Origin of the sequence: Bacillus sp. FJAT-49736 (assembly GCF_018343615.1) — a bacterium.
GTDB lineage: Bacteria > Bacillota > Bacilli > Bacillales > Bacillaceae_C > Margalitia.
The window spans coordinates 50,071-71,890 of record NZ_JAGYPI010000004.1; the positions used below are offsets into that span (position 1 = coordinate 50,071).

At 36.1% G+C, this 21,820-nt stretch carries 19 protein-coding genes; 6 read left to right on the plus strand and 13 right to left on the minus strand.

Annotated elements, in window-relative coordinates; all coding sequences use genetic code 11:
* Nucleotides 1–279: 279 nt before the first annotated feature.
* Nucleotides 280–651 carry a hypothetical protein gene (locus tag KHA87_RS18360; RefSeq protein ID WP_213095642.1) on the plus strand — a complete coding sequence of 124 codons (372 nt, stop codon included), beginning with the start codon at nucleotides 280–282 and terminating at the stop codon, nucleotides 649–651.
* Nucleotides 652–914: 263 nt separating this feature from the next.
* Here the strand turns inward: KHA87_RS18360 and bacA are convergent, their stop codons facing one another.
* Entirely contained in the window at nucleotides 915–1,712 is a 798-nt protein-coding gene (bacA, locus tag KHA87_RS18365; RefSeq protein WP_213095643.1) for an undecaprenyl-diphosphate phosphatase, read from the minus strand.
* Between the two features lie 635 nt (nucleotides 1,713–2,347).
* Between bacA and KHA87_RS18370 the strand changes: the two genes are divergently transcribed.
* Nucleotides 2,348–2,647, plus strand: a complete 300-nt coding sequence (locus KHA87_RS18370) for a DUF4190 domain-containing protein (protein ID WP_213095644.1) — start codon at nucleotides 2,348–2,350, stop codon at nucleotides 2,645–2,647.
* 404 nt (nucleotides 2,648–3,051) lie between these two features.
* Nucleotides 3,052–5,487 carry an Ig-like domain-containing protein gene (locus KHA87_RS18375; protein ID WP_213095645.1) on the plus strand — a complete coding sequence of 812 codons (2,436 nt, stop codon included), beginning with the start codon at nucleotides 3,052–3,054 and terminating at the stop codon, nucleotides 5,485–5,487.
* Nucleotides 5,488–5,669: 182 nt separating this feature from the next.
* Here KHA87_RS18375 and ligD (KHA87_RS18380) read toward each other — a convergent pair whose 3' ends face one another.
* Nucleotides 5,670–6,569, minus strand: a complete 900-nt coding sequence (ligD, locus tag KHA87_RS18380) for a non-homologous end-joining DNA ligase (RefSeq protein ID WP_349305599.1) — start codon at nucleotides 6,567–6,569, stop codon at nucleotides 5,670–5,672.
* A gap of 216 nt (nucleotides 6,570–6,785) precedes the next feature.
* Between ligD (KHA87_RS18380) and ligD (KHA87_RS18385) the strand changes: the two genes are divergently transcribed.
* Nucleotides 6,786–7,757 carry a non-homologous end-joining DNA ligase gene (gene ligD, locus KHA87_RS18385; RefSeq protein ID WP_349305600.1) on the plus strand — a complete coding sequence of 324 codons (972 nt, stop codon included), beginning with the start codon at nucleotides 6,786–6,788 and terminating at the stop codon, nucleotides 7,755–7,757.
* A gap of 6 nt (nucleotides 7,758–7,763) precedes the next feature.
* On the opposite strand, the gene KHA87_RS18390 is transcribed toward ligD (KHA87_RS18385), so the two are convergent.
* The 4 genes from KHA87_RS18390 to KHA87_RS18405 form a co-directional block, all read right to left on the minus strand.
* On the minus strand, nucleotides 7,764–9,356 hold the full coding sequence (locus KHA87_RS18390; protein WP_213095646.1) for a hypothetical protein: 1,593 nt from the start codon (nucleotides 9,354–9,356) through the stop codon (nucleotides 7,764–7,766).
* Nucleotides 9,357–9,819: 463 nt separating this feature from the next.
* Nucleotides 9,820–11,121 carry an alpha/beta hydrolase family protein gene (locus KHA87_RS18395; protein WP_213095647.1) on the minus strand — a complete coding sequence of 434 codons (1,302 nt, stop codon included), beginning with the start codon at nucleotides 11,119–11,121 and terminating at the stop codon, nucleotides 9,820–9,822.
* Between the two features lie 171 nt (nucleotides 11,122–11,292).
* Entirely contained in the window at nucleotides 11,293–11,727 is a 435-nt protein-coding gene (locus KHA87_RS18400) for a DUF3021 family protein (RefSeq protein WP_213095648.1), read from the minus strand.
* A 13-nt stretch (nucleotides 11,728–11,740) separates the two neighbouring features.
* Nucleotides 11,741–12,178, minus strand: a complete 438-nt coding sequence (locus tag KHA87_RS18405) for a LytTR family DNA-binding domain-containing protein (protein WP_213095649.1) — start codon at nucleotides 12,176–12,178, stop codon at nucleotides 11,741–11,743.
* Between the two features lie 326 nt (nucleotides 12,179–12,504).
* On the opposite strand from KHA87_RS18405, the gene pdxR reads away from it, so the two are divergent.
* Complete coding sequence (gene pdxR, locus KHA87_RS18410; protein ID WP_213095650.1) at nucleotides 12,505–13,950, plus strand: MocR-like pyridoxine biosynthesis transcription factor PdxR; 1,446 nt, start codon at nucleotides 12,505–12,507, stop codon at nucleotides 13,948–13,950.
* A 30-nt stretch (nucleotides 13,951–13,980) separates the two neighbouring features.
* Here pdxR and KHA87_RS18415 read toward each other — a convergent pair whose 3' ends face one another.
* Complete coding sequence (locus KHA87_RS18415; RefSeq protein ID WP_213095651.1) at nucleotides 13,981–14,538, minus strand: DJ-1/PfpI family protein; 558 nt, start codon at nucleotides 14,536–14,538, stop codon at nucleotides 13,981–13,983.
* A 205-nt stretch (nucleotides 14,539–14,743) separates the two neighbouring features.
* Here KHA87_RS18415 and KHA87_RS18420 point away from each other — a divergent pair, with 205 nt between their 5' ends.
* Entirely contained in the window at nucleotides 14,744–15,793 is a 1,050-nt protein-coding gene (locus tag KHA87_RS18420; protein ID WP_213095652.1) for a zinc-binding dehydrogenase, read from the plus strand.
* 172 nt (nucleotides 15,794–15,965) lie between these two features.
* Here the strand turns inward: KHA87_RS18420 and KHA87_RS18425 are convergent, their stop codons facing one another.
* From KHA87_RS18425 to KHA87_RS18450, 6 genes are all read right to left on the minus strand, one after another.
* The gene (locus KHA87_RS18425; RefSeq protein ID WP_213095653.1) at nucleotides 15,966–16,862 is read right to left on the minus strand and encodes a PhzF family phenazine biosynthesis protein; all 897 of its coding nucleotides are present in this window, start codon (nucleotides 16,860–16,862) and stop codon (nucleotides 15,966–15,968) included.
* Between the two features lie 175 nt (nucleotides 16,863–17,037).
* Nucleotides 17,038–17,730: an LrgB family protein gene (locus KHA87_RS18430; RefSeq protein WP_213095654.1), complete on the minus strand. Its 693-nt coding sequence runs from the start codon at nucleotides 17,728–17,730 to the stop codon at nucleotides 17,038–17,040.
* On the minus strand, nucleotides 17,700–18,104 hold the full coding sequence (locus KHA87_RS18435; protein ID WP_213095655.1) for a CidA/LrgA family protein: 405 nt from the start codon (nucleotides 18,102–18,104) through the stop codon (nucleotides 17,700–17,702). Before KHA87_RS18435 ends, KHA87_RS18430 begins: the two co-directional genes overlap by 31 nt.
* 115 nt (nucleotides 18,105–18,219) lie before the next feature.
* A complete protein-coding gene (locus KHA87_RS18440; protein ID WP_213095656.1) occupies nucleotides 18,220–18,873 on the minus strand; it encodes a GntR family transcriptional regulator in 654 nt (217 codons plus the stop codon).
* 362 nt (nucleotides 18,874–19,235) lie between these two features.
* Entirely contained in the window at nucleotides 19,236–20,918 is a 1,683-nt protein-coding gene (locus KHA87_RS18445) for a multicopper oxidase family protein (RefSeq protein ID WP_213095657.1), read from the minus strand.
* Nucleotides 20,919–21,346: 428 nt separating this feature from the next.
* Nucleotides 21,347–21,811 (minus strand): phage tail protein, encoded by a 465-nt coding sequence (locus KHA87_RS18450; protein ID WP_213095658.1) that lies wholly within the window; start codon nucleotides 21,809–21,811, stop codon nucleotides 21,347–21,349.
* Nucleotides 21,812–21,820: the final 9 nt, after the last annotated feature.

Sequence of the window (21,820 nt, forward strand, 5' to 3'; positions counted from 1 at the left end):
TATTGAAGAGATAATATTATAATGAGTAGCAAATGGATCGTGTTTTATATACTTTTATTGCCTAACGATTTTTCTTACTCATTAGAAACTCTTTACTGATATCAAAATATGGGTGTACCTCAGTTAAATTATTTTTTTAAATGGTATAAAAGTTGCGTAGTTTTTTGTATAATCATAATGAAATTTGAAGGATGCTAATGCATTTTCCTTTTACCATAAGTGGTTTTTTAGCCTAGAATGCAAAGTTCAAATATTTATATAAAGTGGGGTGCAAATTAAATGTCAGAAGTAATCAATAAATTAAAAACTGTTGTGTTAAACCAGGTTTCATCGGAAATCATAGAAAGCAATCCGCCATTTGTTGAACCAATTGTTTCTTCCGTTGTCTATATATTAACTGCACCTTTTGATCTTAAAGATGCGTATGAACATGCTACATATGATTATACTAATGATGAATTTGAAGTGGAAACCGTCCAGGTTATGAATGAAAGATTGCAGCAGATCATGGATACGCTGGAGACTACTCCCAGCAGTAAACTCGGAAAGTTTATTATTAAGCTTTACTTGAATAGTTTAAGTGAACTTGCAAGCATATCTGAAAGTTGGAAACATCTTTATAACGAAGTTACAAAGTGTTTGCAAGTTTAGAAAATAAGTCATGAAAAGTAGCAGGTGCCCCTTGAGGCACCTTTTTAAACCTCACATAGATACATTACCGAGAATCGTATCATAAGTAAATGAAGTTTCTAGTGGAGATATTGAATTGCTATGTAATCGATGCTTTAGAACTTGAAAATGCTACCGCCAATTTAAAAAATTAAATTTTTGTTTTTAACATAAAGATGTTAGTAAATATCTCAATTATCGGAGTTTGATTGACTCGGCCCAATAATGATAAACAATGGCCAGTATTAAAGAATTACAAAGATAAAAAATAGGGCCGCTAATGCAATTCGGTAATAAGCAAAAATGCTTAAACCAACCTTTGCTAGTATTTTAAGGAACAATACCACTACTAACATGGCTACAACAAATGCAGTTATAAAACCGATAGCGAACAAAGGAATGTCGCTTGTATGTAAAAAATGAAAGCTTTTAATAAAATCCAAGCCTGTAGCACCTACCATAATAGGAAGTGCAACCAAAAAGGAAAACTCTGCAGCTGTTTTGTGATTTGCCCCAACTAGTAACCCTCCTGATATGGTAGATCCAGCGCGAGAAAAACCAGGGATTACTGCTAAGCATTGGAATAGTCCTATGGTGAAAGCTTGTTTATAACTCAATTCATCAACTGTGTTAGAGGTGAACTTTCTATGTTTTTTTTCGGCAAATAACATCAATATTGCTCCCGCTATAAGGCTAAATACTACAACATTAGGGGAAAAAAGTTGGTTTTTAATGAAGTCATGTAGCAATAGCCCTGCTATTGCAGCAGGAATGACTCCTAATATGATGTGAATGGCATCTAATTTCTTTTCTGGTTTTCCAATTGAGCTGAAATTTAAGAGGGAAAGGTATCTTTTCCAATATAAAACTAAAATAGCTAGCATAGAACCAAGTTGAATAATTACTTCAAAAGTATTTGCCTTATCCCCCTTGAACCCTAATAGACTACCTACTAAAATCAAATGACCAGTAGATGATACTGGCAAAAATTCAGTGAACCCTTCTACGATGCCTAATATAAAAGCTATGAAATGTTCATGCATGTTTTCCTCAATCCTCTCATTTGTTGTTACTTAATGTATGTGAAGTAGATATATAGATTTTGTTGATTCCAGCTTTTTTGTCAGAGCATAGTCCATTGCGTCACTCTATATATTTCGGTGGAATGTATCTTTGAAAAATGCAATTTTCATATGAATCCACTCCTATGAAATAATGGTTCCAACAATCAATATCATCTAAAACGTTAAGGTATTCCCCATCCAAACCCTACAAATAGTAAATTCTCTTTTATTGTATTAAGAAATCTGTTGTTTCTGCTTAAGCTAAGGTAAAGGATTTGTAAAGATTATGTAATTTTAAAGCACTAAGGAAAATTGAAAGTGCGAATTCCTATTCTTTGTTGAATAATGTAAGGTCCAGGTTCTAATGTAATAATCATTCCGGCCTCAAGCTTCATATAAAAACTGACAGAATCATGTGGATTATGAGATTATAATAATTGGAAAACGTTTCAACTATGGGAAATGTGTAGATTTTTGTATATTATTAGGTATAATGTACATGTAATTATTAATTATTATTTTTGTAGGTTTATCATATTATTAACAAAAAGGATTCCAAATAATGTAATTTTCTTTTGTTAACAAGAAATTTTTGAAAAGGAGGTTAAAGAAATATGGATATACAAAAAAACAATAATGAAAATCAGCAAAATACTACAAGTGGTAGTTCTATTACAGCTCTAGTATTAGGTATATTATCTTTGGTTATTCCGTATGTAGGGTTAATTTTGGGTATTGTGGGAATAGTTTTTTCCAAAAAAGCCTTTAGAGAAATAGAACAATACAAATACAACGGAAAAGGTATGGCCGTAGCTGGTTTGGTTACTAGTATTGTTGGATGTGCAATATATGGCATTATCATATTAATCTTAATAATAATAGGTATCTTTGCTGGGGTATCTTCAAATTTCTAAGAACTATTAAAAGAATAATATATAAGTATTAGATATTGAAACTAAAACCTCCTTTTGATGTATTAAGGTTCACCGTAATACATCAAAAGGAGGTATTTATTTTTTAACGCAGAAATATCATTCCTAAAATTTATCTTCAAATATATTAATTTTAACTTATCCTATAATCCTTTACAGAGAGCCGACTGTACTAAAAAACGGAAATTAGTGCTTGTTATGACTCGCATTTTGTTGAATAAATCGACATTATCGGGGATGAACAGGCTTTTTCATTTCCATAATTGCCCCTAATAACCAAATTTTAAAGGAACAATAATATACAATTACAAAAAATTAATATTATATTAACAATTATTAGGTTTAATGGAATTAGAATTTGCAAATCTACTAGGAGGGATTATTAGATGATTAATAGGAAACTTGTGAAAAAAGGAGTTACCTTTGCCCTTGCTTTAGCTATTACTGTTCCAGCATTAACACCGGTAAAAGCGGCTACTCAGAAAAATATTAAAATCGAATCTGTTCAATTTAATGGAATGAAAGCCCCAGCTACAATTGATGAAATGGTAAAGACTTATACAAATGCAACCGTTGAAGTGAAATATAACAATGGAAAAGTAAAAACATTTCCACTGTCTTACAAATACCTATTTAAATCGGAAGATAAGGTAGCAACAGTAAAAGGGGGGAAAATCCCTGCAGGAACACCAATTGATGTAAAAGGAAATCCAATTAAGGATCCTAGCAGCACAACCGGAGGATACTTTGTCTCCGATGCTCCAGATTCAAACAGCTTATTGATGCCTATTAACGGCAAACTGTATATGATTACACATTATGAATATCAAACTATTGATGCTGCTAGTAAATCAGCATACGGTTTAGTTCCAGCATCTATGTCTTTAACTGAGATGAAACAGGACAAAAAAACAGGAGAGCTTACTCCTGCAAAAGTCGAAAAAATTGATTTTTCAGCAGTAAATGGACTTTGGATTCCTTGTAACGGATCATTATCTCCATGGAATACACACTTAGGTTCTGAAGAGTACGAACCAGATGCACGTTTATTCTTAGACTCAACTTCAAAGGTAAGAAGTCAAGTTGAGACATTTGCTAAATTCTATTTTGGAGATGAAGCAAAGGCAAATCCGTATTTCTATGGCTTCACTCCTGAAATTAAAGTAGATAAGAACGGAAAAGCATCAGTTGTAAAACATTACAGTACAGGACGATTCTCTCATGAGTTAGCGAAAGTAATGCCTGATAACAAAACTGTTTTTTACGGGGATGATGGTGGCAATACAGGAATGTTTATGTATGTAGCCGACAAAGAAAAAGATCTATCATCTGGCACATTATATGCAGCTACATTTAAACAAACAGGTACTGAAAACGGTGGTTCAGGAGATTTACAATGGATTAATTTAGGGCATGCAACGGATAAAGAAGTGAAAGATATTATTGATAGTGGGATTACATTCAATGATATTTTTGAAACCTCAGATGTTCCTAAAGAAGGTTTCACGGCTATAAAAACATACTCAAATGAAGGGAAAATAGAGTACCTAAAACTTAAACCTGGCAAAGAAAAAGCAGCAGCCTTCCTTGAATCCCGCCGTTATGCTGCTATGCTAGGTGCGACTACAGAATTTAACAAAATGGAAGGTGTTACACTAAACGAAAAGGATAAGAAAGTATATATTGCCATTTCTGATCAAAGTAAGTCTATGGAAAAGGATTCAACAGGAAAAGATCCAGCAGATCATATTCAATTACCAAAAATCAAAGCTGGTGTTACTTATCAATTAGATTTGCAAGGCAGTCAAAAGGATAGTGAAGGGCGGGCTATTAATAGCTCTTATGTAGGATTGTCGATGTCTGGATTAGTTGTTGGTGAAGATTTGAAAGAAGCTGATTCATTTGGAAATACTGCGAATGTAGATAAAGTAGCTAATCCAGATAACTTAAGTTACTCTGAAGCAATGAGAACACTATTTATTGGGGAGGATAGTGGTGCCCATACAAATAACTATGTTTGGGCTTATAACGTAGATACGAAAAAATTAGATCGTATTTTATCTGTCCCTGCAGGAGCGGAAGCAACTGGATTATTTGCTGCAGACGACCGTAATGGATTCTCATACATTTTCAGTAATTTCCAACATCCTGGAGATGAAGTAGATGGCAAGTCCATTACAGCTGTAGATAAACAAGAGCTACTTAAAGCTATCGACAAGCAAATTGGTATTAACAAAACAGGTGGTATTGGTTATATCTCTGGTCTGCCATCTTTAACAAAAATGCCAGATTTCACTGCACCAGGTGCTCCATCCATTAACAAGGTAAATGATGCTGCAAGATCAATCACTGGTAAAGCAGAAGCTAATTCAGTAGTGAAATTGTATGTGAATGGAAAATATAAGCAAGTGAAATTTGAAATGCAATTTCACCAGCAGACAACAGCTGATAAAAATGGAAACTATAAATTTAAAATAGCAAAGCTAAGTGCAGGTACAAAAATTAAGGTGACAGCTACTGATGAAGCAGGCAATGTAAGTGTTGCAAGTACGACTACTGTAATCGATAAAACCGCTCCAAATGCTCCAAAAGTAAATAAAGTAACAATAAAATCTAAATCAGTAACGGGTACAACTGAAAAAGATGCTATTGTACAAGTTTACAATAAGAAAAAATTATTGGGGGAAGCAAAAGCAAACTCAAAAGGAAAATTTAACGTGAAAATTAAAGCCCAAAAAACAGGCACAAGCCTAACCATTGTGGCTAAAGACAAAGCCGGAAACAAAAGTAAATCTAAAGTAATAAAAATTGCTTCAAAATAATAAATAAATTCTTTTATTGTATCAATTAAACGGAAAAGGGCAGTCGTAAAGGATTCAAAAATATCTTTTATGGCAGCCCTTCTTCGTTTCAGGTGGGTTTGAATCTGGACCACTAAATCACTCTCTTTAACACTGGATTGACTTTTTATAAGTCTGTTTCAAATCTAAATTAATTATCGAGCCTACACTTTATTTCTTTCTATAAAGCTTAGAATTTCACAAAGGGATTGATTGTGTTTCTCTGTTGTTAGCGGTTTAAACAAATCTCCCTTTTCGTCTACCCTTCTTTTTATATTTAAAATTGTAAATTCTGTAGGTTGTATACCTCCTTCTAGTTCAGACCAGGTCAGCGGGGTCGCAACAGTTGCACATCGTTTGGCTCGAGGCGAATATACGACTGGCATGGTTCTCCCTCTCCATAGCTGCAAGTAATCAAAATACAGTTTGTTTCCTCTTTTTGAAACTACCCTTTCAAGAGTAATCTGATTCGGCATTTGTTCCTGAAAATAATTTGCGATAAAAGTAGTTATTCTTCTTGTTTGTTCGAATGTATAGATAGGCTCAATTGGTATAAATACTTGAAGCCCTGATGAACCAGATGTTCTTGGTACAGATAGAAGACCGAGGGATTGAAGAAGTTCCCCCAGTTTCAACGACACCTCTATTACCAAATGAAAGCTTGTATCATCTGGAGGATCTAAATCAAATACCATTTCCATAGGGAAATCAGGCTTATCATAGCGATCAAATGGAACGTGAAATTCAATCGCACCGTAGTTTGCTGCCCAAACGAGTGTAGCAGTGTCATTTAATAGGATTCTCTCCTTGTTTTTATAGAAAGTACGGCTGATCCATTCTGGTGCGGACTCAGGAACTGACCTTTTTTCGATTTTCTTGCCAGCTATTCCATGGGGATAAAGCCACACCATTAATAGTCTGTCTTTTGCATGTTCGATCAGATAGTGCGACATATTTATTAAATAGTGTAGATAGTCGATCTTTGTTATCCTTTGCGGCTCCCATATGATATTGTCAGGGTGTGTAATTTCAATTCTTTTGCCATCCACTACAATTTCCTCCACCAGATAACCTCCTGTTTTTTCTCTATATTTTCAATCGACTTTGTTAAAACTATGTATTATCTAAAGGCTCTTTTCTTAAACTTTGTTGCTTATGGTGACGAAAACCTAATATCCATCTTTACTATGGTGAAAAATCCATAATCATCTTAAGAAAAGACGCCACGAAACCAAGTCTATATTAGGATGGAGAGCCATATACGAAAAGCAACAATATGTGTGAAAACAGCTTATCTTAAAATTGGAGTGATAAATCTGGAGCCTATTTTACCGATGGAGCCGGTTCCTAGTGTTACCATCCCAACTGGAGAAGAATGGATTGCACAAGTGAAATGGGATGGCGTGCGGGTTCTTACATATGCAGATAGTAGTGAAGTACGGCTTTATAATCGCAAAAGGAATGAACGGACTATGCACTATCCGGAGATTACAACCATTAGTGAATATTGCAGCTGCAGATCCATGATATTAGATGGTGAGGTAATTTCTTTAGGTGAAAATGGTAAGCCTTCTTTTCGACAAGTCATGAGGAGAGATGGTTTAAGAAATATTGATCGTGTAAGAAGCGCAGCAGAGTCTGTACCGATTATTTATATGATTTTCGACATTGTCTACTTGAATGGAGTTTGGATCAATGACAAGCCATTTCATGAAAGAAACGAACTGCTGTCTAATATCATCATACCTAATAAACATATACAGCTGGTTCCGTCTGTCAGCCAGACCCAAGAATTATTTGAAGCGGTTAAGGAACAAGAGATGGAGGGCATTGTGCTAAAAAAGATAAATTCCCCCTATGTATTTGGGAAGAAAAGGGACGATTGGCTGAAGGTGAAAAACTTCCAGGATATCATCGCAGTCATTGGGGGTTTTACTTTAAGACATAATACCGTTAATTCCATTTTGCTTGGGTTATACGATTCTAAAGGAAGACTGTATTATGTGGGTCACACCGGAACGGGAAAAATGACAATGAATGACTGGAAGGAGCTAACGAAAGATTTACAAGAAATAGTAACCGACCATCTCCCTTTCGATAGAATGCCGCAACGCCATACGGATGCCATCTGGGTACGGCCGAAAAAGACAGTAAAGATTAAATTTGCCGAGTGGACAGAAGGTGGAGCACTGAGGCAGCCAAGTATTGAGGGGTTCATTGATTTTCCACCAGAAGAGTGTTTACTTGAATGAATCCAATTAGGAACGATCAATGAAAAAGAATATCCTAATCGAAAAAGAAGAAAATAAAAATGGAAAGGAGGAGACACAGATGAAGAGCCAACGAATTCCGGAACATAAACTTAATACTACAACTACCGCAGGACAGGTTATTGAGGATTCATCTAACTCATTACTATGATAATTTAGAAGCCATACATCCCCAACGCCAAAACTATCAGCCTTGCCATCACCCTTACCAGGAACCAAATAATACCCTTCACCTGTTAATTTATTCGAAATTAGCCATTTTCTATTATGAAAAGTGTCACGCGTTCTTTTGATTTCATAATTCATTGTTCGAAAAATAGATGTTCCAGTACTAATTTGGTCGTTAATCTCTTGTATAAAGTTATTATTCGCTTCTCGAATATCAAAATCAAATCTCCAATATACATGGTGAAAATGTGGATTGCATGTACAAGAATTGGCTACTGCACTAAAACCAAAACGAGGACGGATAGTACCATCGTTGTGGAAACGCCATTCACTGATATATCGATACCATCCAGCTTCCAATTCACTTACTAATACCAATTCTTCTCCTTCTGTATAGATTCCTACACCAAGAAAGTTCCCGGCATCAGTTCCATTATCAAGGATGGTTCGTGCCGGGGTGGAGCACATGCGAAATCCGGGAGCAATATCTGTTCCAATTGCTTCAATCCGCCCTTCCTGCCACTGCCAATCACGGTAAGGACCACAAATATCATTCACATAACGAACATTCAATATTGGTACATGAGCACGGGACAATACTTTTTTCCCTCGATACAGCACATCTCGAAGTTCAATCCCTGAACCAACTATACCGGAAGATGCAGCCGGTCTCACTGCAAGGAAATTCCAAACTTCCTTACCACCTTGCGACACTGTTATTTTGGCCTGACCAGCTGTTCCTCTTCTTACTGTAGGTTGGTTCGCATCAGGCGGTGGTTTACAAATATGAAGACTTGCAATGGAAGATGGCGGAGCACCCTTTGCATAAATAATTACTTCGCGTCTGATCATATTAACTCCGACAATCTGATGTAAGAGCCCCCTGTTCCCTTCTTGAATATCTTTAATAGGGAGAAGTCCAACCGCAAGAGTCCTTTCAATGCGACCATTTCGAGCCTCTGTATCGATAATAGCTGGCATTGCTCTGTAAGGACGTATAAGATTTTCTTGAATGAAGCGGCCAAGCTCAGGATGCTCTCGAACAATATTGACCGCCAACTCGAATTCCTCCGCACTAGGCAAAGGCTGCGCATCTAATTGAGAGGCTTCGAGTAGTTCTGGACAATGAATTGGTCCAGTGGCTATTACTGTTCGATTGTTAGTATAGTCATAGTATGTGGCTTGAAAATTACTGGGGGGTCTAAGTTGAGGATCTTTCGAACTACTTATTAATGGATTCCCGGGAATATCCTCAGGATCAAGCAATTCCAATGCTAGCAGCAGATGTCTTGTTCCCTGTAATAAAGATTGGACTGAAGGATGTTTGTAACAGATACTTTTTATTTTATTCATAGTTTCTTGGTCGGGACCAAATGGAACTACATCTACAATAAGTTCTGGACTAAATCCCATTGAATCACTCTCCAATTATACTTTTTGAGAGCTAATTAAAACTCCTCTAGCATCATATGTGAAGGAGTCGCCAAAAGAAACAGTTTGTTTACCTATTTTTAATAGCTTCTAAAAAGCTGCCACTTACCACAGTATTTATGTCGAAATCAAAGATCAAGGAGTGACTAAACCCTGTTTTGTAGTAACTTTTTAGTTTCTCTATTTTTGTGAATAAACTGCCGGTGAAACAGGTGCGGTGAGTTGTATTTTTCTATAAAAATAGTAAGTGGGATAAAATTGAAAACATTAGAATACGATATTTTGAAGTGGGACAATCCTAATCATTTTATTAAAAGTAATAATCTATTTAGATAGAAGAGGCTAAACTAGTTTTTAGTTCAGCCTCTATGGGTTGCATTGAATAGCAGCAGTATTATAAACAACAACGACAAATTACAAGTTGGCAGCCAATTTCGTAAAAAAATCAATATGTCTTCTTAGGATTAAAATGCCCAATGCCCTTTAATTCATAATCAAAAAACTCAAGAATTAATTCATTTTCGGTTTCAATACAATAATATGGATCGATGTTGGCTTTTCCACCTTGCAGCATATTTGCCAGTATTGGTGAGAAAAGCGGTAAATCAGTCAAGCTTAAATGTTTTGCCCCTTTAATATGAGTAGTGTATGCTCCTTCGAACTCTTTATTGTTGAGTTTGTTCGCTACATAAATAGGAGTGCTATCTAGTTGTCCCCAAACATCGTCCGAATAAATGTTAAAAAGTGGGGCTGTGTAGGCTTTGCTGCTTGCCACAAAATTATCATTTGCTTTGTAATAAACAAGTTCACTAAAGAATGGGGCATCAATATTTACTACAGCACTAATATCATCGCGCTCTCTGCCAAGCCAAACACTTGCGGCACCTCCCATTGAGTGCCCGAATACCCCAATCTTCTTTGTATCGATATGTTGATAAAAAGCGTTATTGCTACTGTTAGCTTTTTTAAGGATTGTATCTATTACAAAATTCATATCGTCTGTTCGCAGTTTCATCCATTTTTGAATGAGTTTATACAGTTCTTCATTCGAGTAGACGCCTGTATTCATATTCTCGATTTCTCTGCTATAATCGGAATTGATCATTGCAACAGTTCCATCCTCTGAACGAGTAATAAAGGAATGATAAGAATGATCGATGGAAACGACTATATAACCATGGCTTGCAAGTTCAGTATAGGTAGAGCTATTGCTACCCTTAATACCGTATGCTCCATGTGAGAATATCAAAAGTGGGTATTTTCCATCAGCATTTTTCGGATACCAAAATTCCACATTCACCATTCTGTGTTGCCCCTTATCTGTAAATTCCTCTATACGGTTTTTGTCCGTATATGTGTAAGTAGCGGTTGCAACTTTATATTCACCTGTCACTTTTGGTGATTTATGCTGAGGAAACACAATTGCAGGCGTTATTGCAAATATTGTTACAAGTATCATTACAATGGATTTCCATACAATTTTAGAAGTTTTATATTTTTTTGTATTTCTCTTGTTACGGATAAGAGAAATTGTCCCCTTTACCGCTAATAGGAAAAGCAATATACCAAGCACTACCCAGCGGAAGCTCCACTCAATGACAGTGGAAAGTGTAAGTATTACAAATACAATAAATGCAGCAATCCTAATATAATTTTTTATTTTTCTATGGTCTTCCTTAGTTACCATACAGTAAATTGAAAAAGCAATTTCGAAAGTTAAAGCGATAATTAATAATAAAGTTCCCATGTTTGTTACTCCTTCTTTTTCGAATCCATTTTTATGAACTCATCATAATAAACAGCCGAAAAGAAGTATATAGAAAAACGGTAAGTTGCTTCTACAGGCAAATAAGTTGCAAAAAAAAGCGGTAAACTAGAAAGTTTACCGGAAATATAAGTTGCTTTATGATTTGCGTGGCTACTCATTAGCGTCTTTCTTAAATGCCATTAGTTTTTCGTTAATTTTTTTGGCTTCTTTAATATCACTTTTCCATGACAACAGACGAACTATAATATAGACGACAGCAATTTGCATTGCAAAAATAATAATATCTGATGCACTATTCACAATACCAAAAATTCTTCCCAGGGTAATCAATAGAATCTCCAAGGAGAAAAAATGAATAGCTATTTTTATACGCATTTTCTTCTCACTTATTTCATTAGGAGAATATAAAATAAACCCGGTTAGTGCACTTAAAAATGAAAAAGCAATAATGATATAAATGGACTTTAAATCAAAGGCCATATTGGGATAATATATTTGTCTTAAAATAGTAATAATTATGATGATGGATGCGAAGATAATTAAGAAATCCCTAATGATATTTTGTATAAATTCGGAAAGCTTCATATTATCCCACCTTTTACAATCCAAGCATTTTTTTTAGGATAGGCACATATTGTCTTGATATAACAGCACGTTCCCCATTATCAAGCATTGCCTCGAATCGGCTACTAAAGGAAGGGTGAACGGACGAAATTTTAGCTATGTTTAGAATAGTTGATTTGGATGCACGAAAAAAGTTCTTATCTTTGCATAATTCCTCTAACTCATAAAGCTTATGTTTTACTTCAAAAACATTATCCTTGCAGTAAAGAAAAACCTTTCCGTCAACTGCCTCAAAATAATAAATATCTCTAAGATTTATACGGTGAACTATATCATTTTGATATCCGAGTATAGTATGGGTTTCTGTCTTTAGCTTGCTTACGATTTCATGTATTTCTTCATCTACTTCATGACACCTAATAAGGATTTCTTCTACCAGTTCTTTGCTTATTTCTTCTATTGAAATTTTCATATTATCACCTACGAAAATTCAAATTATCTTAGGTCAGATAATTCTACCTGTACAATTGGATCTCGATATTACAACCTTCAGACCACATCATTATAACACATTGACATTAATCCTTATTCTTATTTTAATAAAACCTTATTTAGTATGGAGTACATATATTTCAGAAGAAAGAATTGTAATAGATAATTTTATATTGTTTTTAGAATGATCACGTCCCCGTTATTTAATAGTTGCTTTAAAGGTTTTGTATAATTGAGCTGCCTGTTTTAATATTAATCTATGATTCTAAGTTTTATATAAATTTTAGAAATAGGATGACGTTTGCCATGTTTATCTCATTAGATACATATATAAACAAGTACAAATATAAATATTTAGCATTGTACCACTATTTTAGAGATTTAATTTTGGACGGGCAATTACAAAAAGGATCACGTTTGCCTTCCACCAGAGAAGTAGCCATTGATTATGGTTTAAATCGAAATACAGTGTCCCTCGCTTATGACATGCTTCTTTCTGAAGGATATACGGAAGCCATTAAGGGCAGCGGTACTTTTGTTTCGTTCTCTTTTGTTGATCAGTCGGTTAAAGAGGAAAGCAATGAAAGGGAAGTAAGGCTTTCTGATTGGGGGAAGATGTTACCACGACAAGGAGAAAATGTCCGTTCTAACCAAAAGAAAATAATCGATTTTGGAAGCGGGTTTGATCCAGATTTAGAAAACTTTCCTTCACTGGATTGGAAGAAGGCTGTAAACCATTCTATAAAGGAATCAGATTATTTATTAAGCCTTAAAACCTTACCTGTAGAAGGGATTGGGCCATTAAGGGAGTCAATATCTTCATATTTATTGAGAGCAAAGGGCCTTAAAGCCAGTGCAGACGATATTATCATTCTCAATGGATCGATGCACGGAATCTCTATATTATTGCATTTACTTGTAAAGCCAGGAGATAAGGTTGTTATTGAAGACCCTGGTTTTAAAAGGATAAAGGATGTTATCCATACTACAGGTGGTATTCCTCTTCCCGTTTCCGTTCTGGATGAGTCATTTATGAATGCAAGTTGGGATAGTCATTTGGCTTATGTTACACCAAGTTATCAATATCCGACTGGAAAAATCATGCCGATGGAACAACGAATAAAGCTACTCCAATGGGCTTCAGAAAAAGGAGCCATCATTATAGAGGATGACTATGATAGTGATTTTCGGAGAAAGGGAAGGGCAATCGAGCCGTTAAAGGTATTGGATACGGGGCAACGGGTCGTCTATTTAGGAACATTCACCAAGACCATTATGCCTTCACTTAGAATTGGTTTTGCAGTGGTTCCACCTTATTTAAAACATGTTTTTTTGGAGGCGAAGCATCTATTTGAACCGTATACAACCTCTGTGCTTGAGCAGTTGGCCATTTCATCCTTCATAAAAAGCGGTGCATACGAAAGGCATATCCGTCGTATGAACAGAATATATACTCAGAAATATCATGTATTCAAACGCCTAATGGAAGAGCACTTACGTGATTTATTTACATGGGAAGAATCACAAGCAGGATTTCACTTGTTTGCCTGGTGGAAAAGATCCGCCGAAGAATATTTGTTATTTGTCCAAAATTGCCAGGAAGAAGGTCTTTATTGGCCAACCATTCAAAGGGGATTTGTTAATGAGCCCGCCCGTAAAGCAGTGATTTTTGGTTATTCTCACTTAAGTACAGAGCAAATGGAAAACGCCATTCAAATTATGGCAAAACACGGGAGGCAGGGTTTGAAATAAACCCTGCCAGTCCCTTTGTACAAAGGTGTACTATTTACTATTTTTCATAAAATTATATAAAGAGTCCAAACCTTTATCACTAATGATATTCAGCTGCTTTGTTACCTCAATGGAAAACTCAACATAACCATTACCCTTTGCGGTAATAATGTTGCCATCCACGACTACATCCTCATCTATGAAATGAGCATCTGTAAAAAGAGTGTACTCCTTTTCATCTGGCGTACAATTGCTAGTATATCTCTTTTCCTTCAGGATACCAGCTTCAGCAAGTAAAACTGGACCATGGCAGATAGAACCTATTAATACGTTTCTTTCATTTAATTGTTGAAGGAGTGTTGGAAGCTGTTGATTACCTAATTGAGCAACCACCTCGCCTCCTGGTATTAAAAATACGTCTACCTCCTCTGGATTTACGTCTTTTAATAAATAATCTGTTAAAATAGTAAATCCATCTTCTCCTCGTACTATTTGGTTCTCTAAAGAAACGGTTTTAAAATTTATGTTTTCTCTTCCATTAAGCATCCAGCCAATGAATGTTACTTCAAATTGGGCAAAACGATCATAAACTAGTGTATAAATATTCATTTAAAAGGCACCCTCTACTCTATTCATTTTATATATAAAATTTTATAGGATATTCATGATAAAAAAAGGTCCAATTTTAGTAGTTTATACCGGTCCACTTTTTTCCGATAAAGTGGACGGTTAATTTTTCTCAAAAATGGTCCTTTTATTTGGATTCACTAATTTCTATAGTAAGGAGGCATTAAGAAAAGAGGAGGAAGTAAATATGAAAGCAGTTATATATAGTAAGGAATCAAAGTCTGTCGTGGTCAGAAATAAAGATATCCCCCAAATAGGATCAGGTGAAGTTCTCGTACGTTTAAAAGCAGCAGCATTAAACCATCGTGAATTAAAAATAATTTCATATTTTAATAAACAGATAAATACAAATCCTCCATTTGAGGAGCCAAAATACATTTTTGGTTCAGATGGTGCAGGTGTAATAGTACAGATTGGAGAAAATGCAAGCTCATGGAAGGTAAATGATGAGGTACTGATTGATTCAACAATTACTTGTGGAGTATGTATAGGCTGCAAGGACAAAGGAATATGTGAATCACTTTCTGTTGTAGGTAGTAAAGAACAGGAGGGGACTTTTTCGGAATATATTAAAGTCCCTATTAAAAGTCTGATAAAAAAGCCTTCCTATATGAATTTTGAGGAAGCCGCTGCATTATCTATGGGATTAGGTACAGCATGGAGATCAATAGTTACGAAAGGAAACATCCAAAAAGGTGAGAGCGTTCTTATTCATGGAATTGGAGGTGGAGTGGCTCTTTTTGCCCTTCAGATTGCTAAAAGGAAAGGTGCAAATATTATTGTCACCTCCAGTTCGGATGAAAAACTTGCCGAGGCAAATAAGCTAGGCGCTTCGAAAACCATCAATTATACATCAGAAAATGTCGCGGAGGAAGTACGTTACTTTACAAATGGTAGGGGTGTTGATGTTATTATAGACGGCATTGGGGCTAGTACTTTTAAAATGAATATAGAAGCCGCTGCAAAAGATGCTCGTGTTGTAAATTACGGTTTTACAAATTCCAATGTGCCTTGTCTAGATATGGATGCTATGAATCAGATTTATGAGAAGGAAATGAAATTTTTAGAAGGGTCAGTTCACCTTAATAAGGATGAGATAGAAAAGGCTATTTCTTTTTGGGCTGAACATCAGCTTTATCCTAAAATTTCACATTCATTTAAATTAGATAAAATTGCAAAAGCCTATGAAACTCTAAAAAGGGGAAAGCAATTAGGGAAAATTGTTATTACAATGTAATGAAGCTATAGTTTTGTTGGTAGCGTGGAAACCTTATTTAGAAGCAATGGGTCCACTTGAGATTGACAGTAAACTTTATTATGGTGCATAGCTTCTTGTTTATGTCTGGTAATATAGGAATTAGCTTGAATTGGAAGTCTCTAAAAAATCCCTCCAATTCAAGCATGTAACTCTATAAGCTTAAGATTCCACGAATGGTGATGGTTGCGGCTCCTGCTACTTTGATGATCGGTTCTTTTTTATCTGGGATGACTGTCACGTAAAGCGTACCAGGTCTTCCTATTGCATTCCCTTGAGCAATTTTCAGATGTGTCGTTTCACTTTGAGGAAGTATTCCTTCTAAGTAGAGGAACCCGGCTAGGGCACCATTTGCTGCTCCAGTTACAGGGTCTTCAGGAATGCCAACTCCTGGTGCAAAATCTCTTGTATATAAATCGTAATCGTTCGTGGTATTAAAGGTAAATAGATGAGTTGTGCTTATATTATTATCTTTATTATGTTTACCTAGCTTTACTAAGTCTGGTGTAGCTTTGTCTATATCTTCCTGATTTTTCATTGGAATCAGTAAATGCCAATTTCCTGTATTCGCTAGTTTGATAGGGTAATGTAAGTCAATACTTTCAATATCGACCCCGATTAGTTGACTAAGCTCTTCAAGATCCATTGTGAGATCGTGTGTTTTTGGTGTGACTTGAGTCATTTCCACATGAATGACTTTTCCGTTGTCCTTGTGCCATACGACTGGTACTTTACCGATATTCGTTTCTAGCACAATTCCGTCTTTTTTCTCCGCTAGGCCAAACTCTGTTGCTAATAGCCAAGTAACACCTACTGTAGCATGGCCGCAAAAGTTGATTTCTTCCGTAGGAGTAAAAAATTTCACTTTATAGTCGACATCATCCTTATTGGAAGGCAGTAAAAAAACGGATTCTGGTAAATTTAGTTCCTTAGCGATATTTTGCATTTCTTTTTCCGTTAATTTTTCAGCATCCAATACTACACCTGCAGTATTGCCTCCGAATTTCTCTTCCGTAAATGCATCCACATGGTAAACCCTGATCTCCCTCATATTTAAGCTCCTTTCAAACACTTGATATTATCTTAATACTATGTCTTAACACAGTAAAATAAAATCTTTTAGGCGATGAATGTATAAAAAGTCCAATTTCCAATGAAAAATGATCGGAAATTGGACTTTTTTACAAAAGGAGACCGGATCTCTACATGTATTTAAAAAAGGTTTTTTAAATATGAAACACCCACACGACAATAGGTCCCAGAAAGGAGCAGATGATTGCACATAATGCCATTGTCACAGAACTCATTGAAAAGGTTAGTTCACTATATTCGGCTGCCTTAGAGGTCCCTATGGCATGTGATGCACTGCCAAGAGCGATCCCTCTGCCAATGGGGCTATGAACTCGCAGCAATTTAAAGATAGTAGGAGCGGCTATTACACCAAAGATCCCAGCAATCATAACACCGACAATTGCCATTGAGGGATTTCCCCCCAATCCTCTCGCTACTTCTATTGCAACAGGAGTAGTAAGGGATTTAGGGATAATGGAAAGACTTAATGTCTGATTGACCCCGAGGATTTTAGCCAGAAGGGCAACACTGACCATTCCAGAAATGGCACCAACTAAAACCCCTCCTAATATGGGAAACAAGTGATTTATTAAAAAATGACGTTGTTTATACAATGGGTAAGCAAGTGCTACAACGGATGGACCTAAAAGGGAACTAATCCATTGCCCGCCAGCCATATAGCTTTTATAAGGAATGTGCAATACTAAAAGGATAATGATAATTAGAGTAGTTGCAGTTAATACGGGAATGAAAAATGGGTAAGAATACCGTTTGTAAATTTTAGTCATCACAAAATAAGCGAATACAGTTAATAATATCATGCTGAATGCGAGGAGAACTTGCTGCATTTTTTATCATCCTTTCCTTTTTGTGACTTTTTCTCAAAAAATTGACCTGTCTTTCCTGCAATAGCGATGGAAATGATAGTGCTTAATAGAACAGCTAAAATGAGCAAGGCACCCTGAACAGAGAGTAAAGAAGGATAGTTCATAATACCAACTGTTGTGGGAATAAAAAATAACATTAATATACTTAGCAAAAAACCTGCTCCATTTTCAATCCACATTACTGGAACAATTTTCAAACATAAACAAATAAAAAGTAGGATGAGTCCTATGATACTACCCGGAATAATCAAGTGGAAATAGTTGTGAATCACAGTCCCAATGAAGGAAAAGATATACAAAATACAAATTTGCAAAAAAATGATGAGAATTTTCATGTTGTGTTGTTCCCCCCTTTGGAAACAACTTCCCTTCTTTCTTATAAAAATGAATATTATCGTCCCTCGGATAAAAGGTGAGATGGGCTAATTTTTACCTATTCACCCTTTCCATTCACTGCTTAAGATTCGATATGATAGTGTTATATGTGTTATCAATATGTGTTATAACAGCATCCTTTGTTTGGCGTAAATCCTTCGCCTTTAGCCCTTCAATAATTAGTTTATGTTCGTTATAAACATTATCTAGGCTTAATCCAGCCTTCAATGCAGCGAATCCATACCAATTAAAATGGTCGGTGAGGTTTTGGATCAATTGATATAGTCGAAGATTTTGACTTAACTCCGCTAGGAATAAGTGAAAGGAAGCATCGTAGTACACAAATTTTAAAGGATCCCTCTTGAAGTCGGATAGTTGTTTATCCACCTTCTCAATCTTATGGATGGTTTCCTTATCAAGAAGAGGAATTAGTAATTCGATGACCAATACTTCATTAGCCTTTCGCAGTTGAAATACGTCATCAACATCTTGACGGTTAATGGTTTTGACGAAAATTCCCTTTCTTGGTACGGATTGAAGCCACCCTTCTAATTCTAGCTGTTGCAAAGCTAATTTTAATGGAGTACGGCTAATGCCAAGACTTTCACTAAGTGAACGTTCATTTAACAAGGATCCAGGTTCGATCTCGTGTTGAATAATTCCTTTCTTAATTTCTTTGTATGCATGATCCTTAAATAATTGGGGTTGTTCTACCTTTAAGAAATTCATCCGTTTTCATCCTTTATCATCATAGTAAGAGAGGTCCTTTATCTAAGAAAAGAGAAAAGAAATGTGGCATCTGGTATACCAGATGCCAATAGAAATAGTATATCAATTCTTTCGACTTTTAACAACCTGTGATATAGGCAAGGAGATTATGGGGTGAGGGAACATTAAACTGATAGCCTTATTTATATACGTTATCGTGAACCGTATCATAAGTAAGCAAGGTTTTAAAATAACTTCTGAAACTTGTTTTTAAAAAATTCAATTATTTGCGATATAAATCGTTTGAAACCAATGTGCAATTCTCGTGGATTAGATTGTAAACTGTAAATGAAATTATAAAGCTGACACAGAGAAAAAAGGTGTCAGCTTTTAGTCCAGAATTTAAAAATTTTATGTTGGTAGTGTTTATCAGAGCTAAAACAATGAGCAAATGAATCATTAGGACATTCATTAACAAAGGATTCACACGGGTTAAAGTTCGGATTTTCAAGAACTTCATACATTCTCATCATCTCGTGATCTTCGTGCTCTAGAATGTGGCAGTGCCATGGGTAAATTCCTGTAAATGGTCCAAAACGCACAATGATACGGGTAACTTCCCCAGGATTGGCACGAACAGTATCTTTCCACCCCATCTCACTCGAATCTGGTGGTCGTGGTGGACCGACTGAAAGATTAGGGCCATTTGGATTTCCGGTAAATGGTGCACGATTCAAAATTTGAAAATTAACAAGATGCAGGTGAATAGGGTGGGTGTCTGGAGTGGTATTGTAAAGCTCCCAAATCTCTATGGTTCCATTTAATGGGGTTTCTGTAAGGTGAGGTTGATCCCACATCATGTTATTTAATAATAATTTGGGACGCCCAAAATCATCGGTTGCTTCAACCAAGGTGTTTTTTCGTACCATTACAGCATCTTTCGGGTTCAGTTGTTCCAAACAACTCAGCTTTGTTGGAATTTTACTTTTGTCTGGTTTTGATAGTTTTCGTTTGACACGGAATTGCATGATCTGTCTGAGTTCAACGGAAGGCTTTTGACCATTAGGAAATGGGGTTTCTGCGTCATTTGTTAAGATGATATGTTGACCTTTATGGTTAGAAAAGTCGATAATAACATCGATACGTTCAGCTGGTGCAAGGATGATCTGGGATAAAGTAATTGGTTTTTCGAGTAGTCCTCCATCTGTGCCAATTTGGATAAAATCTAAACTGGAATTTAGACGTATACGATAAAAACGAGAATTCGATCCATTAAGGATGCGGAACCGATACTTTCGTGGTTGAACCTCCAGATAGGGCCACACTTTTCCATTGACTAAGATGGTGTTGCCAAAAAACTCTGGTACAACGGATGGGTTTGGTAACTTAGAATCTAATGGTTGGTGTGGCTGTAGTTTTAGAGGTGGCTCATGACCAGGCTGAGTTGGATAGAATAGTTCACCATTAGGATAAAACGAACGGTCTTGGATGACCAGCGGAATTTCAAATTTTCCCTTTGGAAGGTTCAATTCTTCCTCTTCTTTATCTCTGAGGAGGTAAAAGCCCGCCAGACCTGCATAAACATTCAAACGGGTGATTCCAACCGCGTGATCATGATACCATAGCGTTGCAGGGCGTTGGCAATTTGGATAATAGTAGACTTCGCGTACAAATTTAGGTCCAACATTTTCAAAATTCTTTGTAAACCATGCGTCTGGAAATCCGTCACTTTCTGAACGGATCCTACCTTCATGCAAATGGACAACTGTCCTTACAGTGGGTTTATCTGATTCTGCTCCGTGAACGGTTCGATCAACAGGCAGTAAATGTTCAAAAGGCAATTTATTTTTCCACTTAACTTTAATAGGTCGATTTCTTCGTGTTTCGAATGTCGGACCAGGATATATACCGTTGTAACCCCAAACGGTGGTTGGTGGCAAATCTCGATGTAACTTTTGTTTGATTTGCTTCATCGTTACCTCATAGTATGGGATCCCATTACGCTTTCTTTTTGCCTTTATGACAGGAGGAATGGGTAAGGGGTCTACAAATTTCTTTAATAACATATGTTGCCTCCTTAAAAAGGGAATATAGCTTTCTTGCTAAATCGGAGAGTGACAGTGGATTCGTCAACTTTGACAGCTGTTCTCTTAATCAGATTATCCCTCCCTTATTTGCTCTTTATATTCCTTAAGTACATAATAATCCTGCTATTCAGTGTATATGACATCTGCTAAAAGGGCAGTGGGTAAAAAATCTAGAAAATCTCAAAAACTCGATGTTAAAGCATCCTCTATTATTAGTAAATGAGAATTGTGAAATAAACAGGAAAACCTCATTTTGATCGGTTAAGGGCAACCTTATCATTGAGTTAATCATGTTTTTACAAAAAAGAAACAGCACTCTCTATTTTGATGAAGAGGTGCTGTTTTGTTAGTTGAATACCTAGATGAACATTCCTTGAATGAATGGTTGTTGTTGCTCTTGCAGTCAACTAATATTCTCCTTTAATTACAAAATACGAACCCCGAATAGTTCCGGCTAGTTTAGACCTCTGTCTAGCAAACTTAAACTTTCCTTCTAACTCCTTTGGTACCTCCATTCCCTCAGAAAGCTTAAAACCAACGGCCCGCTTCTTAGGGTCATCCACCGTATACATAACGTTGACCGAAAGACCATCCTCATAAAAGACGTAGGCTATTTTGATATTTTCCACTTGAAAACGCGACGTTTCTAAAGGTTTGGCAGCAAACTCAATATCACGCTCTTCTTTCAAAATTCGGTTCACATAATCAAGTGTATCGCGGGACTCGCTGGCAGGTACAACCGTAAATTCATGCTTGTATTTGTTCATAAAGTAACGGGCCTCATTAGCGCGTAAACCAGCAAGTGTTCCTGCTACAGGTGATGATTCTAAACCAACTGTAGACACATCTTTAAAATCAACGATATAGGACAATTTCATCCC

Excerpts from the sequence above, each read along its gene's own strand:
- KHA87_RS18360 (WP_213095642.1), top strand. The coding sequence starts at position 280 with ATGTCAGAAGTAATCAATAAATTAAAAACTGTTGTGTTAAACCAGGTT.
- bacA (WP_213095643.1), bottom strand. The coding sequence starts at position 1,712 with ATGCATGAACATTTCATAGCTTTTATATTAGGCATCGTAGAAGGGTTC.
- KHA87_RS18370 (WP_213095644.1), top strand. The coding sequence starts at position 2,348 with ATGGATATACAAAAAAACAATAATGAAAATCAGCAAAATACTACAAGT.
- KHA87_RS18375 (WP_213095645.1), top strand. The coding sequence starts at position 3,052 with ATGATTAATAGGAAACTTGTGAAAAAAGGAGTTACCTTTGCCCTTGCT.
- KHA87_RS18390 (WP_213095646.1), bottom strand. The coding sequence starts at position 9,356 with ATGGGATTTAGTCCAGAACTTATTGTAGATGTAGTTCCATTTGGTCCC.
- KHA87_RS18395 (WP_213095647.1), bottom strand. The coding sequence starts at position 11,121 with ATGGGAACTTTATTATTAATTATCGCTTTAACTTTCGAAATTGCTTTT.
- KHA87_RS18400 (WP_213095648.1), bottom strand. The coding sequence starts at position 11,727 with ATGAAGCTTTCCGAATTTATACAAAATATCATTAGGGATTTCTTAATT.
- KHA87_RS18405 (WP_213095649.1), bottom strand. The coding sequence starts at position 12,178 with ATGAAAATTTCAATAGAAGAAATAAGCAAAGAACTGGTAGAAGAAATC.
- pdxR (WP_213095650.1), top strand. The coding sequence starts at position 12,505 with ATGTTTATCTCATTAGATACATATATAAACAAGTACAAATATAAATAT.
- KHA87_RS18415 (WP_213095651.1), bottom strand. The coding sequence starts at position 14,538 with ATGAATATTTATACACTAGTTTATGATCGTTTTGCCCAATTTGAAGTA.
- KHA87_RS18420 (WP_213095652.1), top strand. The coding sequence starts at position 14,744 with ATGAAAGCAGTTATATATAGTAAGGAATCAAAGTCTGTCGTGGTCAGA.
- KHA87_RS18425 (WP_213095653.1), bottom strand. The coding sequence starts at position 16,862 with ATGAGGGAGATCAGGGTTTACCATGTGGATGCATTTACGGAAGAGAAA.
- KHA87_RS18430 (WP_213095654.1), bottom strand. The coding sequence starts at position 17,730 with ATGCAGCAAGTTCTCCTCGCATTCAGCATGATATTATTAACTGTATTC.
- KHA87_RS18435 (WP_213095655.1), bottom strand. The coding sequence starts at position 18,104 with ATGAAAATTCTCATCATTTTTTTGCAAATTTGTATTTTGTATATCTTT.
- KHA87_RS18440 (WP_213095656.1), bottom strand. The coding sequence starts at position 18,873 with ATGAATTTCTTAAAGGTAGAACAACCCCAATTATTTAAGGATCATGCA.
- KHA87_RS18445 (WP_213095657.1), bottom strand. The coding sequence starts at position 20,918 with ATGTTATTAAAGAAATTTGTAGACCCCTTACCCATTCCTCCTGTCATA.